Here is a 17018-nt window from a genome sequence, read left to right as displayed (position 1 = left end):
CGAGCGGTTGCCTGCCGGCATTGCTTCGGCTGGTGGAGAGGGCACTACCAGCCGCCGCATGCTTTTGGCAGCAAGGGCAGGCCGTTTTGCCGCGGCCCAGCGCCCCTCTGAATAACAAAACGCCATCGAACCTAGTAGGTAACCGGCGCCGTAGGCTTGGCGCGGGTCATCCCTTCGTTGGGGATGCACCCTTACCTTTTGCGTTCGTAACCACCCCCACCTCCGAAACCCCCTTCCGATGAGCGACACGCCAACCTCTTTTTCCTTTGGCATGATTGGCCTGGGCACCATGGGCCGCAACCTGCTGCTGAACCTGGCCGACCACCACTTTGCCGGCGCCGGCTACGACAAAGACGCCGCCAAAATTGACCTACTGGCCGAAGAAGGCGCCGGCAAGCCCGTGAAAGGCTTCACCGAACTGCCCGAGTTCATCAACAGCCTCAGCAAGCCGCGCGCCATCATGATGCTGGTACCGGCCGGCAAAATCGTGGACAGCGTGATTGACGAGCTGCGGCCCCTGCTCGCGCCGGGCGACGTCATCATCGACGGCGGCAACTCGCATTTCACCGACACCAACCGCCGCGACGCGGCCCTGGCCGCCGAGGGCTTTCACTTCTTCGGCATGGGCATCTCGGGCGGCGAGGAAGGCGCCCGCTTCGGCCCCAGCATGATGCCCGGTGGCGACCAGAAAGCCTACGAGGCCATGCGGCCGATGTTCGAGGCCATTGCGGCCCAGGTGGACGGCCAACCCTGCGTGACCTACATCGGGCCCGGCGCGGCCGGCCATTTTGTGAAAATGGTGCACAACGGCATCGAATACGGCCTGATGCAACTCATTGCCGAAACGTATGCCGTGATGCAGCGCGGCCTGGGCCTAGACAACGCCGCCATCGGCCGGGTGTTCACCGAGTGGAACGAGGGCCGCCTGCAGTCCTTTTTGCTCGACATCACGAAGGACATTTTCGGCTTCATCGCGCCCGGCACCGACCACCTGCTGCTCGACGACATCAAGGACGAGGCGCGCTCCAAGGGCACCGGCAAGTGGACCTCGCAGGTGGCCATGGATTTGGAAATGGCCATTCCGACCATCGACACGGCCGTGGCCCTGCGCGACCTCTCCAAATACAAGGCCCTGCGCGAGCAGCTGGCCGGCCTCTACGGCCCGGAGCCGGCCCCGCTGCCAGTCGACCAGCAAGCCTTCCTGGCCAGCCTGGAGCAGGCGTTTTACTTTAACATGGTGGTGACCTACGCCCAGGGCATGCACCTGCTGGCCAAGGCCTCGAAGGACTTTTCCTACAACCTGAACCTGGCCGAAATCGCCAAAATCTGGCGCGGCGGCTGCATCATCCGCTCCAGGTTCCTAAATGACATTTTCAACGCCTTCGAACAGACGCCGGACCTGCCGCACCTGCTGCTCGACGGGCGCGTGCAGGAGCTGGTGAAAGGCAGCGTGCCGGGCGCCCGCACGGTGGTGGCGGCCGCCGTCACGGCGGGGCTGGCGCTGCCGGCCTACGCTGCGTGCCTGAGCTACTTCGACACCTTCCGCACCGCGCGCATGCCCTCGAACCTGATTCAGGCCCAGCGCGACTATTTCGGCGCGCACACCTACGAGCTGATTGGCCACGAAGGCGTGTTTCACACCCAATGGACGCCGGCCCACGAAGACGCGGCCAACAAACAGGAAGTGGCCGTGGGCCCGGAAAACACCGGCGAGAAACCGGTGACGCCCAACTCGTAACGCCAAAAAAGATGGTCATGCAGAGCGCAACGAAGCATCTCGCTCGCAGAAAGTAATTAGTGGTGGCACGCTAGATGCTGCGCTGCGCTCTGCATGACACTTGCCACCCTCAAATTGCTTAAAAACCGCTTCCCTCTTCTGCGCATGAGCTCTTCCTCCCAAAAAGTTTCGCCCACCATTTTCGTCATTTTTGGCGGCACCGGCGATTTGAACGCCCGCAAGCTGGCCCCGGCGCTTTATAACCTGTTTCTCGACGGCTGGCTGCCCGAGCAGTTTGCCATCATCGGCACGGGCCGCACCAAGCTCACGGACGAGGAATTCCGGACGAAAATCCTAGACGGCATCAACCAGTTTTCGCGCAACGGCAAGGCCGAAAAGGACAAGTGGGCGGCCTTCAGCCAGCACATGGTATACCAACAGGCCGACGTGAAGGACGCCGGCACTTACAAGGAATTCGGCAAGCACATCAAGGCCTGCGAAGACGCCTGGAAAGCCCCGGCCAACATCATTTATTACCTAGCCGTAGCACCGGAGTTCTTCCCCATCATCGCCTCCAACCTCGCCAAAAGCAAGCTGGCCGACGACTCCGACCGCACGCGCATCGTGATTGAGAAGCCCTTTGGGCACGACCTCGACTCGGCCCGCGAGCTGAACAAGCTGCTGGGCGAGATTTTCGACGAGCGCCAGATTTACCGCATCGACCACTACTTGGGCAAGGAAACGGTGCAGAACATTATGGCCTTCCGCTTCGCCAACGCCCTGATGGAGCCGCTCTGGAACCGCAACTACATTGACCACGTGCAGATTTCGGTGAGCGAGCAGCTCGGTGTGGGCGACCGCAGCGGCTACTATGACGGCGCCGGCGCCCTGCGCGACATGATTCAGAACCACCTGCTGCAGCTGCTGTGCCTAGTGGCCATGGAGCCGCCGGTCGATTTCACGGCCGACGAAGTGCGCAACCGCAAGGTGGACGTGCTGCGCGCCATGCGCCGCTTCGGGGCCGAGGACGTGCGCGAGTCGGCCGTGCGCGGGCAGTACGGCGAGGGCTGGATGCAGGGCGAGCAAGTACCCGGCTACCGCCAGGAAAAGGACGCCAACCCCACATCGAACACCGAAACCTTCGCGGCGGTGAAGTTTTTTGTGGACAATTGGCGCTGGCAGGGCGTGCCGTTTTACGTGCGCACCGGCAAGCGCATGCACCGCTCGGCGTCCATCATCATGATTCAGTTTCGCGACGCGCCGCACAACATCTTCCCGCCCGAAACGGCCGAAAGCTGGCAGCAGAACCGCCTCATCATCAGCATACAGCCCGAGATGAGCATCCGGTTGCAGGTGCAGGCCAAGCGCCCGGGCCTCGACATGATGCTCAACACCGTGGACATGGTGTTCGACTACAAAGGCACCTACACCAGCGAGGCCCCGGAGGCCTACGAAACCTTGCTGCTCGACACCATGATGGGCGACCAGACGCTGTTCATGCGCGGCGACCAGGTGGAGGCGGCCTGGGACCTCATCATGCCCATTCTGCACTCCTGGCAGGGCCGCGCCAGCCAGAGCTTCCCCAACTACTCGGCCGACTCGTGGGGCCCCGAAACGGCCGAGGCGCTCATTGCGCGCGACGGCTTCCACTGGTACACCCTGCCGCTGAACGGCGCCAAGCACTAGCCATGGAGTTGCACATCAACCCCACGGCCGAGCAGGTGCTGACGGATTTGGCCGACTATTTTGTGGCGCAGGCCGGCCGGGCCATTGCGGCGCGCGGCCGGTTTGTGGTGGCCCTGTCAGGCGGCAACTCGCCCAGGAAGCTGTACGAATTGCTGGCCTCGCCTGCCTACCGCGAAAAGGTGGCCTGGCCGCAGGTCTTTTTCTTCTTCGGTGATGAGCGCAACGTGCCTGCTACCGACGCCGAGAGCAACTACCGCATGGCCAACGAAGCGCTGCTGGAGCCGCTGGGCATTGCCGCCGCGCAGGTTTTTGCGGTAGACACCACGCTCCCTCCCGCGGCGGCGGCGGCGGCGTACACGCGCACCATCCAGCACTTTTTTGGGGCCGAAGAAGCTTGTTTCGATTTGATACTGCTCGGGCTCGGCGACAACTCGCACACGGCGTCGCTGTTTCCGCATACGCCTGTGCTGCACGATGCCAGCGTGGGCGCCCGGGAAGTGTTTCTGGCCGATAAAAACGTTTTCCGCATCACCCTCACGGCGCCCTTGCTCAACCAGGCCCGCGCCGTGGCTTTCCTGGTGTATGGCGAAGACAAGGCCGCGGCCGTGCGCCATGTGCTCCACGATGCCCGCGACGTGGACGAATTCCCGGCCCAGCTCATTGCGCCGGCCGGCGAAACGCATTGGTTTCTGGACCAGGCCGCCGCCGCCCTGCTGCCCAAGCTATAGAACGAGTAGAGACGCAAAATATTGCGTCTCGTCGTTGAACAACTCGCGCCAGAACGACACCATAACAAGGCAGGTGGAGCGGCGCCAAACGTTCAACGACGAGACGCAACATGTTGCGTCTCTACTCGTTTTTACAATCCTGTCGGCCCCGTTATGGCAGCTCTGCGAAACTGGCGGCCGCCGCCGACGGTCGCCCCGGCCGCAGCACTTGCACGTCTTCCCCTTTCGCCACCACTGCAGCCCGCGCCAGGCCCAGAAACAAGCCCTGTTCCACGATTCCGGGGATGTTTTGCAGCTGCGCGACCAGCTGCTCCGGCTCCGCAATTACCTCAAAGTGGCAATCCACCAGCAGGTTTTCCTGGTCGGATTTGACCGGTTCGGCGGGGGCTTCTTTGCTCATGCGCAACACGGGTGCGCCGCCCAGGGCGGCCACCGCGTCGAGCACCCAGGGCAGGGCAAACGGCACAACCTCCAGCGGCAGGGGGAAACGGCCCAACTGCGCCACAGCTTTGCTGGAATCGGCGACGATGAGCAGGTAATCGGACGCCGTAGCCAGCACTTTTTCGCGCAGCAAGGCCCCGCCGCCGCCTTTCACCAGGCGCAGGTGCGCGTCCAGCTCGTCGGCCCCGTCCACGGTCAGGTCGAAGCGCAGGCCGCGGCGGGGCTCCAGCAACGGAATGCCGGCTTCGCGGGCCAGTTTTTCGCTGGCTACTGAAGTGGCCGTGCCTTGCACCTGCAGCCCCTGCTCGCGCACGGCTTTGCCCAATTCCACGATGAAACTGGCGGCCGTGCTGCCGCTTCCCAGGCCAAGCAGCATGCCGTCGCGCACCCAGCGCAGGGCAGTGGCAGCGGCGAGTCGTTTTTCGCGGGCGAGTTGTTCGGCAGTCGCACTCATTGAATGGTCAGATAAAGCAGGGACTATCACTTGTTAATAGGCGTAAAACTTCTCAGCCGCAGCGAGTTGGTGAGCACCGACACCGAACTTAGTGCCATGGCCCCGGCCGCTAGCATGGGCGACAGCAGCCAGCCAAACACCGGATACAGCAGCCCCGCCGCGATGGGAATGCCCAGCGTGTTGTACACAAAAGCAAAAAACAGGTTCTGCCGGATGGTGCGCAGGGTGGCGCGCGACAAGGCAATGGCCGTTACCACCCCGCTCAAATCCGAGCGCATGAGCGTGATGCCGGCCGCCTCCATGGCCACGTCGGTGCCGCCGCCCATGGCCAGGCCGATATCCGCCTGCGCCAGCGCGGGCGCGTCGTTGATGCCGTCGCCCACCATGGCCACGCTGCGGCCCTCGGCTTGCAATTCCTTCACCTTAGCGGCTTTCTGGCTGGGCAGCACCTCGGCAAAATAGCGCGTGATGCCTACTTGCGCGGCCACTTTGGCGGCAGTTTGGGCATTGTCGCCGGTCATCATCACCACGTCTATGCCCAACGCTTGCAACTGCTGAATGGCGGCTTTGGAAGTCTCGCGCACCACATCGGCCACGCCAATGGCGGCCACGGCTCGGCCGGCTACGGCCACGTACAGCACCGTTTTGGCTGCGTTCAGCAGTTGCTCGGCCTGCTGCTGCAAGCCAGCTGGCAGGGCCACGTTTTCATCCCGCAGCAGGCGCTGGCTGCCGATGAGCACAGCTTGGCCATTTACCGTAGCAGCGGCGCCTTTGCCTGCAATGGCCCGAAAACCGGTGGCGGGCACCGCAGGCGCGCCTTGTGCCACGGCGTAGCGCACCACAGCCTCGGCCAGCGGGTGCTCGCTCTGGCGTTCTAGGGCCGCCGCGAGCGGCAGCAGCACCGCGGCGTCTTGGCCGGAATCGGTCAAAAAATCCGTCACGGCGGGCTCGCCGCGGGTGATGGTGCCGGTTTTATCGAGCAGCACCGTGTTTACCTGATGGGCTTTTTCCAGTGCCTCGGCAGTGCGAATCAGCACGCCAAACTCGGCCCCCTTGCCGGTGCTGACCATGATGGCCGTGGGCGTGGCAAGGCCCAACGCGCAGGGGCAGGCAATGATGAGCACGGCCACAAAATTGGTGAGGGCCAGCGGCAGCCGGGTTTCGGCGGGCGCTACGGCAAACCACACCGCAAACGTGAGCAGGGCAATGACTACCACCGTGGGCACAAACACGGCACTCACTTGGTCGGCCAGCCGCTGAATGGGCGCGCGACTGCCTTGGGCGTCTTCCACCAGCTTCACAATCTGGGCCAGCATGGTGTCGGCGCCCACTTTCGTCACCCGAAAGCGGAAGGCACCCGTTTTATTTAGCGTGGCGCCAAACACGGTGTCGCCGGTTTTTTTCGCAACGGGCAGGCTTTCGCCGGTGAGCATGGCCTCGTCCACGGCCGACTGGCCGTCGGTCACGACGCCGTCGGTGGCCACTTTCTCGCCGGGGCGCACCAGCACCACGTCGCCGAGTTGTACCTGCTCGATGGGCACGTCGATTTCTTGGCCGCTTGGGCGCACCACCCGGGCGGTTTTGGCCTGCAGGCCCATCAGGCTGCGGATGGCGGCCGAGGTTTGGGTTTTGGCCCGCAGCTCAAGCACCTTGCCCAGCAAAATGAGCGCAATGATGGTGGCCGTGGTGTCGTAGTACACTTCCGGCATCAAGCCGTGGCGCATGAAAAAGCCGGGCGTTACGGTGGCGGCCAAGCTGTACAGAAACGCCGCGCCGGTGCCAATGGCAATGAGCGTGTCCATGGTGGCGGAGCGGTGCCGGAAGCTGTTCCAGGCCGAACGGTAGAACTCGCGGCCGCTATACAGCAGCACCGGCAGCGTGAGCAACAGCAGGCCATAGTTCAACCACTGCGGGTTCAGGTGCTGCATGGCGGCAGGCCACAGCATGAGCATGCTCAGCGGCATGATGACGGCGGCCAGGCCCACGGCCACCCAGAAGCGGCGCTTGAGCGCGGCATAGGCGTCGGCTTTTTGCTGGTCGATGTCGGCTTGGCGGTTGGCGGCGCTGGTATCGGAGGCGCGTTCCACCACGCCATAGCCGGCATTTACCACGGCTTCCTTCAGCGTGGCGGGGCTGGCCTGGCCGGGCACGTACTGCACGGTGGCTTTTTCGGTGGCGAAGTTGACCAGCGCACTTTGCACTCCCGGCGTGCGATTGAGTGATTTTTCAACGGCCGCCGCGCACGAGGCACAACTCATGCCTTCGATGTCGAGGGTCGCGGTTTCGGTATTTTCAGGGGAAGGAGACATGGCGCAGGCAACGGCTAACGTCCGCTTATACGGCGGTGCCTCCCCTTAACAACCAGGGGCCGAACCGCGTTGCAAAGGAACGGCCCACGGCCGCCTCAACTGGTGCAAATTGCGGCGCCAAACCTGCGAAATTTCTGCCTACACCGCCTGCAGAATGACGTAGAGCGACACCACCGACACCACGCCCCACAGCAGCACGCCGAGCACATAGGGCCGCGCCCCCACTGCCCGCAACACCCCGGCCGACAGCCCCGCCCCGATGAAAAACAACGTTACGGTGAGCCCCGTTTTGGCCAGGCGCACCAGCACGTCCCCCACCGGCTTCATTTCAGGCAGCCAGGTATTGAGCAGCATGGCCGCAATGAAGCCCAGGATGAAATACGGCAGCTTCACCTTCACGCCTTTTTGCTTGAAGGCCAATGCGGTTCCGAGCGCCACCGGAATAATCCAAAGCGCGCGGGCCAGCTTCACGGTGGTGGCCACCTGCAGGGCCTGGTCGCCGTAGGCCGCGGCCGCGCCCACCACCGAGCTGGTGTCGTGAATGGCAATGGCGCACCACAGCCCAAACTGGTTTTGCGTCATGGCCAGGGCGTGGCCGATGGGCGGAAACGCAAACAACGCCAGCGCATTGAGCACGAACACCGTGCCCAGCGCCACCGAGATTTCTTCGTCCTTGGCCCGCAGCACCGGCGCCACCGCCGCAATGGCCGAGCCCCCGCAAATGGCGGTGCCGCACGAAATCAGGTGCGTCACCGACCGGTTCAGCTTGAGCCAGCGGCCCGCGAAGTAGCCCAGCACCAACGTGCCGCAAATGGACGCCACCGTGAACAGCAAGCCCTCGCGGCCAGCCTGCACCGCCGCGTGCGCGTTCATCCCAAAGCCTAGCCCGATGACCGAAAACTGCAGCAGCTTGGCCGTGGCCTTTTTGGTGTGGGCACCGAACGGATTGCCCACCGTTTGGGCCAGCACGAGGCCCAGCGCCAGCGCCACCGGCGGCGAGGCCCACGGCGAGAGGCAGTACAGCAGCACTAGTCCAAACACCACCTGCTGTAGCGTAAACGTTGCGCCCAGCAGCGTGTGCGGCGCATGGAAATGCCGAAACGGGCCTTGGTGGGCCGCATCGGTGTTTTCGGTAGGGTTGGGTAGCAGCTGAGGCATTGGGCGGGAGGAGTTTGCGCCCCAAAATTACGCCTGTGCTCACCTGTTGGATAATGGCAAAATGTTATTTGAAATAACCTCAGGTTATACCAAAGTCTTGCACTCGGCTTGCGCAAAGCCCAGAAACCGCTGGGCCGCGCGGGCCAGTGGCTGCCCTTGCACCCACACCGCCTCAAACTGCCGGGCCAGCTGCAAGCCCGCAATGGGCACTACTTCGAGCAGCCCGGCGGCCAGCTCCCGCGTCAGCGCCCGCCGCGACACGAAGCCCAACGCCTCCGGCGCCGCCTCCAGATAGGCCTTGATGGCCTCGGTGTTATCGAAATAAAACGCCACTGGCAGGCTGCTGAGCTTGATTTTAAGCTCGCGCAAGGCAAATTCCAGCACCTCCAGCGTGCCCGAGCCCCGCTCGCGCAACACCAGCGGGTGGGCCAGGGCCTCGGCCAGCGGCACGGGCGCGGCCGGCGGGCCGGCGGAGGCAGCGCGGCGCACGGCCACCAGCTCGTCGGGCAGCAGCAGCTCGTAGTGCAGGTCGCGGCTTTTGGTGCGGCCTTCCACAAAGCCCAGGTCCAGCTCGTTGCGCAGCAGGGCCTCGGCAATGCGCTCGGAGTTGGCGTTGAGCAGGGTGAGGCGGACCTTGGGGTGCCGGGCCTGAAAAGCGGGCAGCAGGCCCGGCAGCACGTACTGGCTGAGGGTGGTGCTGGCGCCCAGGCGCAGGCGACCGGCGGCTTCGTCGGGGTCGCGCAGAGCCAGGAGCTGGTCTTCGAGCTGCTGGGCCGAGGCGGCTACGGCTTCGGCGTGCGCCTGCAACAGGCGGCCGGCTTCGGTGAGGGCCACGCGGTTGCCGCGGCGCTCCAGCAGGCGCTGGCCGTGCTGCTTTTCCAGCTCGTGCAGGTGCTTGGTCACGGCGGGCTGGGTCACGAAGAGCTCCTGCGCCGCCTTCGTGAAACTCAGGTGCCGGGCCACGGCCGCAAACACACGCAAACGGAAATCGGACATGCCCGCAAGGTACGGGACCGGCTGAAAACCGCTCGAACTGCTGCCTAGCGCAGGTCCTTGCGCATGCACACGCTGTTTTCCACGCCGACGTACTGCCCGTAGTTGGGCGTGCGGGCATAGCCGCTTTTCTCGTACAGCCGAATGGCTTCCGGCTGCTTCTTGCCGGTTTCGAGCACGCAGCCGGCGTAGCCCAACTCGCGGGCCCAGCGTTCCAGCTCCGCCAGCACGGCCGGGGCCACGCCCGTGCCCCGGTGCGCGGGCTGCACAAACATGCGCTTGATTTCCATGTGGTCGGGCGCAAATTCCTTCATGGCGCCGCAGCCCACGGGCTCGTCATCGGCGTAGGCCACCACCGCGTGCTTTATCAGGTCAATCTTGTTGAATTGCGCGTAAAATCCGTGTTCGTCGCCATCGCGCCGCGCCAGGTCCTGGTCGAGCAGCTGCACGAGGGCGCGGAAATCGGCGTTGTCGGAAGTGGTGCGGAGGAGGCGTAGCATAATGAACGGCAAGTATAACCGAGCTAGCCCTTACTCCGGCAAATGGCGGTTGAAATGCTTGCTCAGCACGTCGTTGAGCTTGTCCCGGGTCAGGGGCTTGTTGAGAAAGCCGGCAATGTTGAGCCGCTGCACGCGGTCCACGTCCTGCGGGTGCAGCGAGGTGGTGAGCATCACGATGATGATGGCCTGCTTTTCGGGCAGCGGCAGCTGGTCGTAGGCAGCCAAGAACTGAAAACCGTCCATGACGGGCATTTTCACGTCGAGCAGAATCAGGGCCGGGCAGTCGGGGCTGGCGGCCTGGCAATGAATTTTCACCAGCTCCAAGGCTTCCTGGCCGTTGAGGGCCACCAACAGGCGGTCGGTGATGTTCAGGCGCTTAATCAGCAGACTATTGAGATAGTTCGTCGTCTGGTCGTCGTCGACAAGGAGAGCGCAGGTAAGCTTTTGCATGAGCGAGACAGACGAAAAACGGGCGCCTGAACCGCACGCAGGTCCAAGGATTACCGGCTAAAGTACACCGAAAACGTGGTGCCCCGGCCGAGCTCGCTCCGAACGGCGATGCGGCCGCCGGCGTTTTCCACCATTTTCTTCACCATGTAGAGCCCGATGCCCGAGCCCTCCACGTGGTCGTGAAAGCGCTGAAACATGCCGAACAGCTTTTGTTCGCTGGCCGCGTCCAGGCCCAGGCCGTTGTCCTCCACTTCGAGCAGCACGCCCGCGTCTTGGGGCCGGGCCTGCAGGCGCACCCGCGGCACCCGGTCGGGGGCGCGGTATTTGAGGGCGTTGCTGAGCAGGTTGAAAATCACCGAGCGCAGGTTTTTCTCTGAAAACAGCACCGTGGGCACCGCGTCCACGTCCACCAGCAGCTGCGCCCCGGTGCTCTGGATGAGCGGGTCGAGGTCGAGGCGCACGTTGCGCACCACCTCGGCCAGGTGCACGGGCTCGGTGGGCAGGCCGTGCTCCTTTTGCAGCTTGCTCACGTCGGTGAGCTGCTCGATGGTGCGCTTGAAGCGGTTCACCGAGTCCTGCATCAGGTCCAAAATGGGCCGCACGGGCTCGCTCTGCACGGTTTCGCGCGGCAGCTCCAGGAGCAAGGCGTCGAGCAGGCCCTCGATGTTGCTGATGGGCGCCTTGAGGTCGTGCGAGGCCGTGTAGATGAAGTTGTCCAGGTCCACGTTCACGCGCATGAGCTGGGCGTTGTTTTCGCGCAGCTGGCGCTGGGCCTGGTCGATGCGCTCGAGCGCCAGCTTGTGCTCGTGAATGTCGGTGTAGGTGCCCACCCACTGCATAATCTCGCCCTGCTCGTTGCGCGAGGGCAGGGCGCGCCCCAGCATCCAGCGGTGCTCGCCGGCGCCGTTGCGGATGCGGCACTCCACTTCGAAGGGCTCGCCGGTGCGCAGGCTGTGTTCCCACCGCTCTTGGGCCGCCACGGCGTCGTCGGGGTGCAGGCGGGCGCGCCAGGAGCGGTCCACGGCCAGGCCCTCGCCGGGCTCCTGGCCGATGTAGTCGTACCAACGGCGGTTGCGGTAGGTGTTTTCGCCGTCCGCGCTGGCCGTCCAGGCTATTTGGGAAATGCCTTCGAGCAGGCGGCTGGCTTCGGCGGCGGCGCGCTCGCCGGCCAGGCGGGCGGCTTCCTCGCGCTTCAGCTCCTCGCTCTGGCGGTCGAGCAGGGCGTTCTGTTCCTCCACCTGCGCCCGAATGGCCGTGATTTCGCGCTGCGCCGACAGGTCCGTCACTATCATCGCCAGCGTGGGCGTCTCGTTGAAGCTCAGCACGTTCATGCTCACCGAAAACGGCACCAGCGCGCCGGCGCGGGTTTTCAGCGGCAGCTCGCCCTTGCCCTTGCCCTCCCAGCCCTGCCGCAGCAATTCGGTCCAGTAGTCGCGAAACGCCAGCGGCACGAAGCTCTCGAAAGTGCTGCCCATGATTTCGCCCATGGCCAGGCCCAGCAGCCCGGCCAGGCAGGCGTTGCAGTAGAGCACGGTGGCGTCTTCGCTCAGCAGCAGGGCGCCCTCGTTCATCTGCTCGATGAGGGTGCGGTAGCCCTGGTCGGCGCCCTGCAGCGTGAAAATGCGCGGCCCCTCGCTGCCCTGCACGGCCAGCGCGTCCACGGCGCCCGAGCGGATGGCGTGAATCAGCTCCTGCGCTTCCTCCAGCTGGTTGCGCAGCGCCTCGTTTTCACGGGCCAGGTTCACGGGCAGCAGCGGTTTACTCATGGCCGGCCGGGTCGTCGAGGGGCGACACCACGCCCAAGGCCTTGAGCACCCGCGCGCGGTCCGAGAAGTCGCCCACCATGCGGCGCACCAGGCCGGGACGCAGCTTGATGAGCGTGGGCACGCCGATGAGGTCGTGCTCCTGGGCCAGTTCGGGCTGTTGGTACACGTCTATTATCAGCAGCTCGTAGCGCCCTTTCAGGTGCTGTTCGCAGATGTCTTTGATGTTGCGGACGGCGCGCGTCGAATTGGGCGTGGCCCCCGTGATGTACAGGTGCAACAAATATTCGGGGCCTGGGCGCTCGGAAGGGTCCAGAAAGTCCGGAAATGGTTCAGGTTCCATCGGCCAGGGTTATTTCAGCACGGGGCGCACGTCGAGCCCCACCAGCACCTTTTCCTCGTTCGAGAGGTCGCCAATGATTTTGCGGATGGGCTCGGGCACCTTGCGCACCAGCGTGGGGATGGCCAGAATCTGGTCGCCCTCGGCCAGCTGCGGGTTCACCAGCAAGTCAATGACCTCCAGCTTGTAGCGGCCTTTGAGGTGCTGCTCGCAATACTTGCGCAGGTTGGCCACGGCCGTCACCGACTTGGGCGTTTGGCCGGCCACGTACAGGCGCAGCTCCCAGGTTTCGTCGCCGAGGGGGTCGTTCAAATCTTCAGCCATGGAAAGGGTACTAAATGCGGAGGCCGGAGGCAACTCGGGTATACGGATTAATTGCCGGGCTGGCCGGTTGGCGACGTTTTTACCGCCGGCGGGTTGGCCGCTACAATGCGCTGCTTGCCGGTTTGCAGGGCTTCCTGACGGGTTTGCTCGTGCGTGCTGATTTGGCGCAGCTCTTCTTCCACCGATTCAAACTCGGTGCGCAGGTTGGCGATGTTGGCTTCCAGCATGCGGCGGCGGCGCGCCAGCTCGCGGTCGCGGCGCTCGGCTTCCTGCTGGGCGGCCAGGGCCTGGGCGTGCTCTTCCAGCTGCTGGGTGAGGCGGCTGGCGCCCGTCACGATGCCCGTGGGGCCCAGCACCACGTCGAGCAGCTCGATGCCGCTGTCGGTCACGATGAACTCGCGCACTTGGTTGGAGTGCGCCATGCCGCGCGATTTGAGGATGCTCAGGCCGCGGTTGCGCTCGCCCACGCCCTCCAGGTCGCGCACCGAAATCCACGTGTCGACCAGCGACGACACGCCTTCTTCCGTCATCTCGGCGCGGCCCATGCCGCCGTTCACCAAGGCCGTGAAGTAGGCCGTGATGCCGCTCACCTTCAGGAAATCGATGAGGCGCGTGAGCATGCTCCGCACTTCGGAGATGTTGCCCACCGTGATGAGGTTGGTGATGGGGTCGATGACCACGGCGTCGGGGCGGAACTCCTTCACCAAGCGGTGCAGCGTCACGAGGTGCTGCTCCAGGCCGTTGAGGGTGGGGCGCGAAGCCTCGATGCGCAAGCGGCCTTCGGCCACGTGGTTTTCCAGGCCGATGCCCACCGAAGCCATGTTGCGCATGAGCTGCTGCGGCGACTCTTCAAACGCAAAAAACAGGCAGCGCTTGCCCTCGTGGCATATCTGCTGGGCAAAGGAAGCGGCGAGCGTGGTTTTGGCCGTGCCGGCCGTGCCGGTCACGAGCACGCTGCTGCCCACGAAGAAGCCGCGCCGGCCAAACATCTCGTCCAGCGCCGGCACCCCCGACGATACCACGTCGTTTGACACCTGGTGCTCCAAGCGCAGCGACGTCACGGGCAGCACCGAAATGCCTTCGCCGGTGATGAGGTAGGGGTACTCGTTGGTGCCGTGGGTGCTGCCGCGGTACTTCACCACGCGCAGGCGGCGGGTCGTGATTTGGTCAATCACGCGGTTGTCGAGCAGAATCACGCAGTCCGACACGTACTCTTCCAGCCCTTGGCGGGTGAGGGTGCCGTCGCCGCGCTCGGCGGTGATGATGGTGGTCACGCCCTTGTCCTTCAGCCAGCGAAACAGCCGGCGAATTTCCGAGCGCAGCACGCTCTCGTTGGGGAAGCCCGAAAACAACGACTCGATGGTATCCAACACCACGCGCTTGGCCCCGATGGAATCGATGGCGTAGCCCAGGCGGATGAAGAGGCCTTCGAGGTCGTACTCGCCGGTTTCCTCAATCTCGGAGCGGTCGACGTGCACGTGGTCGACGCGCAGCATTTTGCGGGCCTGCAGGTCCTTCAGGTCGAAGCCCAGCGAGGCCACGTTGGCGGCCAGCTCTTCGGCGGTTTCCTCGAAGGCCATGAGCACGCCGGGCTCGTCGAACTCGGTGATGCCGCGCACCAGAAACTCAATGCCCATCAGGGTTTTGCCGCAGCCCGCGCTGCCGCAAATGAGCGTGGGGCGGCCCTTGGGCAGGCCGCCTTCGGTGATTTCGTCCAGCCCCTCGATGCCGGTGGGCGCTTTGGGCAGAAGGGGCAGCGTAGAAGAGGCGGAAGAAGAATATTCTTGCATGGATAGGAAGGCTAGCCGGCAAAGTTAATCGGCGGGGCCGCACATTCGGGGGCGGGCCTCGCTCACGCCGTGGGGCCACGGCGTGCGCCGTCCTCAATTGTGCCCGATACCGCCGGTAGGCCTGCCACGCCGGCTACCGGCTGCCGGTTTCAAAATCCTGCCAGCCCGCGCGGTGCTGCTCCATTTCCTGGGCGCTGATGCCGTAGGCGTCGAGCACTTCCTCGGGGCTGAGCAGGCCCTGGTCCACGGCGTTGAGGGCGGCCCACACCTTGAGCTTGCGCTCGGCGTCGGCGCTGGCGTTGGAGGCCGGCTCGGGGCGGCCATCGGTGTCGAAATAGTTGGGCAAAGACTCGCTCATAGACCCTTGCAAGTTAGGCCGTCTTTTATTAAGTCAGCGTGAATTTATCACCATTTTCCGGTGCGTGTTCTACTTATTTCCAGCGGCTGAAAAACTGGTCGAAGCTTTCCCGATAACCGTCGCTCACGGGCAAGGTTTCGCCCTGAATCTGGACCGTGCCGCGCCCCACCGCCTGGATGTGGCCCAGCCCCACGATGTAGCTGCGGTGAATGCGCATGAACTTGCCGGCCGGCAGCTTTTCTTCCATGCTGCGCAGGCTGGTGAGCGAGAGCAGCGGCCGCGTTTGGCTGGCCAAATGCACCTTCACGTAGTCCTTGAGGCCTTCCACGTACACTATGTCGGCCAGGGCCACGCGCACCAGCTGGTACTCCACCTTCAGGTAGATGTGGTCTTCTTCGGGCTGAGAAACGGGTGGCGCCGCGGGCGCGGGGGCCGCGGCGGGGGCCGCCTCACTGGCCTGCTTCATTTCAAAATAAGCCTTGGCCTTGAGCGCGGCGCGCAGAAACTCCTCGTAGTTGAAGGGCTTGAGCAGGTAGTCGAGCGCATCGACGCGGAAGCCTTCCAGCGCGTACTGGTTGAAGGCCGTGGTGAAGATGACGCGCGGGCCGTACTGCAGCACCCGCGCCAGCTCCAGGCCGCTGAGGTCGGGCATCTTGATGTCGAGAAACAGCAGGTGGGCGTCGGGGCGCTCGTGCAGGGAGCGCAGGGCGGCCACGGCGCTCTCGTGGCGGCCCACCAAGCGCATAAACGGCGTGCGCTCGATGAAGGAACACACCAAACCCAGGGCCAGCGGCTCGTCGTCGACGGCCACGCAGTTGATGATGAACGGGGCTACAGCTTCAGATTCAGACATACTTCGTACTCGTTGGAGGCATTGCGGGGCGTGACGGTGACGGTGTGGGCGTGCGGGTACAGCAGGTTGAGGCGGCGCTGGGTGTTGGCCAGCCCGATGCCGCCGGGCTCGTCGTCGGCGTCGGCATCGGGGCGGTCGGGGAATAGGGTGTTGCGCACGCGCAGCTCCACGGTGCTGGCCGAGGGCTGGCGCAGCTGAATGCTGATGCAGCTGGGCGCGGTGGCGCTCACGCCGTGCTTGAAGGCGTTCTCGACGAAGGGCTGAAACAGCATGGGCGCGATGAACGGGTCGGGGCTCAGCGGGTCGGGCCGCTCAAACTGCACCCTGACCTTGTTGGTCAGGCGCAGGTGCATGAGGTCGATGTAGTCCTGCAAGAAGCTGATTTCCTGGCTCAGGCGCGTGTGGCCGGCCGGCGACTCGTAGAGCACGTAGCGCATCATGCGCGAGAGGCGGTGCAGGGCCACGCGGGCCTGCTCGCCATCCAGCAGCGTGAGGGCGTAGATGTTGTTGAGGGTGTTGAAGAAGAAGTGCGGGTTTATCTGGGCCTTGAGCAGGCTCAGCTCGGTGGCCACCTGGCGGCGTTCCAGCTCTAGGCGGATTTCGGCGTCGCGCTGGCCTTTTTGCATGGCCGCGAGGCTGGTGGCAATGCCCAGCACCAGCAGCGTGATGAGCAGCACGCCGGTGTTGACCACGGGGCTGCCTTCGTCGGGCCCGGTGAGGGGGTGCGGGCGCGGGCTCGACCACGGATTGGGCGGGTTCAGCACGGCCTCGCGGGCAGCGGCCACCAGCTCGGGCACGCGCAGGCGCTGCTCCACCTGGCGGTGCACCGCCAGCACCAGCAGCACCGCGCCGGCGTTGAGCAGCACGTAGGCCCAGGCCTTGCGGGCGTAGAGCAGCCGGGGCGCCGCCCAGCCCACGTTCAGGTAGAACACGCCCCCCAGCAGCCCAAACACCACGGCCTGCGTGAGCCAGAACTCCGTCGGCTTCGGCCCCGGGTAATCGGGCTGCTGGGCCCAGAGCAGCACCGCCACCAGCCCCCACACCAGGGCGTGCAGCAGCAGCGTGGAGGCAGAGCGGAGCGGCGGGAGGGGCATTGATTAGACTATCAAATGAAGATGGCGCAAGCTACAATCCACACCTGTGGTGGTGCGGGC

Annotated in this window: 16 protein-coding genes; 3 read left to right on the top strand and 13 right to left on the bottom strand. The window is 64.6% G+C overall.

Annotated elements, in window-relative coordinates:
- The first annotated feature begins 238 nt into the window (after positions 1-238).
- The 3 genes from gnd (at position 239) to pgl (ending at position 4131) form a co-directional block, all read left to right on the top strand.
- Positions 239-1738, top strand: a complete 1500-nt coding sequence (gene gnd, locus JAO73_RS07210) for an NADP-dependent phosphogluconate dehydrogenase (RefSeq protein ID WP_198976417.1) — start codon at positions 239-241, stop codon at positions 1736-1738.
- 144 nt (positions 1739-1882) lie between these two features.
- Positions 1883-3403 (top strand): glucose-6-phosphate dehydrogenase, encoded by a 1521-nt coding sequence (gene zwf / locus JAO73_RS07205; RefSeq protein ID WP_198976416.1) that lies wholly within the window; start codon positions 1883-1885, stop codon positions 3401-3403.
- 2 nt (positions 3404-3405) lie between these two features.
- Positions 3406-4131 carry a 6-phosphogluconolactonase gene (gene pgl / locus JAO73_RS07200; protein ID WP_198976415.1) on the top strand — a complete coding sequence of 242 codons (726 nt, stop codon included), beginning with the start codon at positions 3406-3408 and terminating at the stop codon, positions 4129-4131.
- Positions 4132-4282: 151 nt separating this feature from the next.
- Here pgl and rpiA read toward each other — a convergent pair whose 3' ends face one another.
- From rpiA to JAO73_RS07135, 13 genes are all read right to left on the bottom strand, one after another.
- Complete coding sequence (gene rpiA, locus JAO73_RS07195; protein WP_198976414.1) at positions 4283-5026, bottom strand: ribose-5-phosphate isomerase RpiA; 744 nt, start codon at positions 5024-5026, stop codon at positions 4283-4285.
- Between the two features lie 26 nt (positions 5027-5052).
- Entirely contained in the window at positions 5053-7335 is a 2283-nt protein-coding gene (locus tag JAO73_RS07190; protein ID WP_198976413.1) for a heavy metal translocating P-type ATPase, read from the bottom strand.
- A 138-nt stretch (positions 7336-7473) separates the two neighbouring features.
- On the bottom strand, positions 7474-8493 hold the full coding sequence (locus JAO73_RS07185; RefSeq protein ID WP_198976412.1) for a YeiH family protein: 1020 nt from the start codon (positions 8491-8493) through the stop codon (positions 7474-7476).
- A gap of 84 nt (positions 8494-8577) precedes the next feature.
- Positions 8578-9489 (bottom strand): LysR substrate-binding domain-containing protein, encoded by a 912-nt coding sequence (locus tag JAO73_RS07180; protein WP_198976411.1) that lies wholly within the window; start codon positions 9487-9489, stop codon positions 8578-8580.
- 44 nt (positions 9490-9533) lie between these two features.
- Complete coding sequence (locus JAO73_RS07175) at positions 9534-9986, bottom strand: GNAT family N-acetyltransferase (protein ID WP_198976410.1); 453 nt, start codon at positions 9984-9986, stop codon at positions 9534-9536.
- A gap of 30 nt (positions 9987-10016) precedes the next feature.
- Positions 10017-10436 carry a response regulator gene (locus JAO73_RS07170; RefSeq protein WP_190927965.1) on the bottom strand — a complete coding sequence of 140 codons (420 nt, stop codon included), beginning with the start codon at positions 10434-10436 and terminating at the stop codon, positions 10017-10019.
- A 50-nt stretch (positions 10437-10486) separates the two neighbouring features.
- Entirely contained in the window at positions 10487-12202 is a 1716-nt protein-coding gene (locus JAO73_RS07165; RefSeq protein WP_198976409.1) for a sensor histidine kinase, read from the bottom strand.
- The gene (locus JAO73_RS07160) at positions 12195-12542 is read right to left on the bottom strand and encodes a circadian clock KaiB family protein (RefSeq protein WP_198976408.1); all 348 of its coding nucleotides are present in this window, start codon (positions 12540-12542) and stop codon (positions 12195-12197) included. Before JAO73_RS07160 ends, JAO73_RS07165 begins: the two co-directional genes overlap by 8 nt.
- A 9-nt stretch (positions 12543-12551) precedes the next feature.
- The gene (gene kaiB, locus JAO73_RS07155) at positions 12552-12863 is read right to left on the bottom strand and encodes a circadian clock protein KaiB (protein WP_198976407.1); all 312 of its coding nucleotides are present in this window, start codon (positions 12861-12863) and stop codon (positions 12552-12554) included.
- Positions 12864-12910: 47 nt separating this feature from the next.
- Positions 12911-14653: a circadian clock protein KaiC gene (kaiC, locus tag JAO73_RS07150; protein ID WP_198976406.1), complete on the bottom strand. Its 1743-nt coding sequence runs from the start codon at positions 14651-14653 to the stop codon at positions 12911-12913.
- 133 nt (positions 14654-14786) lie between these two features.
- Positions 14787-15011 carry a hypothetical protein gene (locus JAO73_RS07145; RefSeq protein ID WP_198976405.1) on the bottom strand — a complete coding sequence of 75 codons (225 nt, stop codon included), beginning with the start codon at positions 15009-15011 and terminating at the stop codon, positions 14787-14789.
- A 73-nt stretch (positions 15012-15084) separates the two neighbouring features.
- Complete coding sequence (locus JAO73_RS07140; RefSeq protein WP_190927977.1) at positions 15085-15864, bottom strand: LytR/AlgR family response regulator transcription factor; 780 nt, start codon at positions 15862-15864, stop codon at positions 15085-15087.
- Positions 15843-16958: a sensor histidine kinase gene (locus JAO73_RS07135; protein WP_198976404.1), complete on the bottom strand. Its 1116-nt coding sequence runs from the start codon at positions 16956-16958 to the stop codon at positions 15843-15845. Before JAO73_RS07135 ends, JAO73_RS07140 begins: the two co-directional genes overlap by 22 nt.
- Positions 16959-17018 lie beyond the last annotated feature (60 nt).

Origin of the sequence: Hymenobacter miniatus, from assembly GCF_016427455.1 — a bacterium.
Taxonomy (GTDB): domain Bacteria; phylum Bacteroidota; class Bacteroidia; order Cytophagales; family Hymenobacteraceae; genus Hymenobacter; species Hymenobacter armeniacus.
The sequence above is the reverse complement of the archived record's forward strand: the minus strand, read 5'-3'. Positions and strand labels throughout refer to the sequence as shown.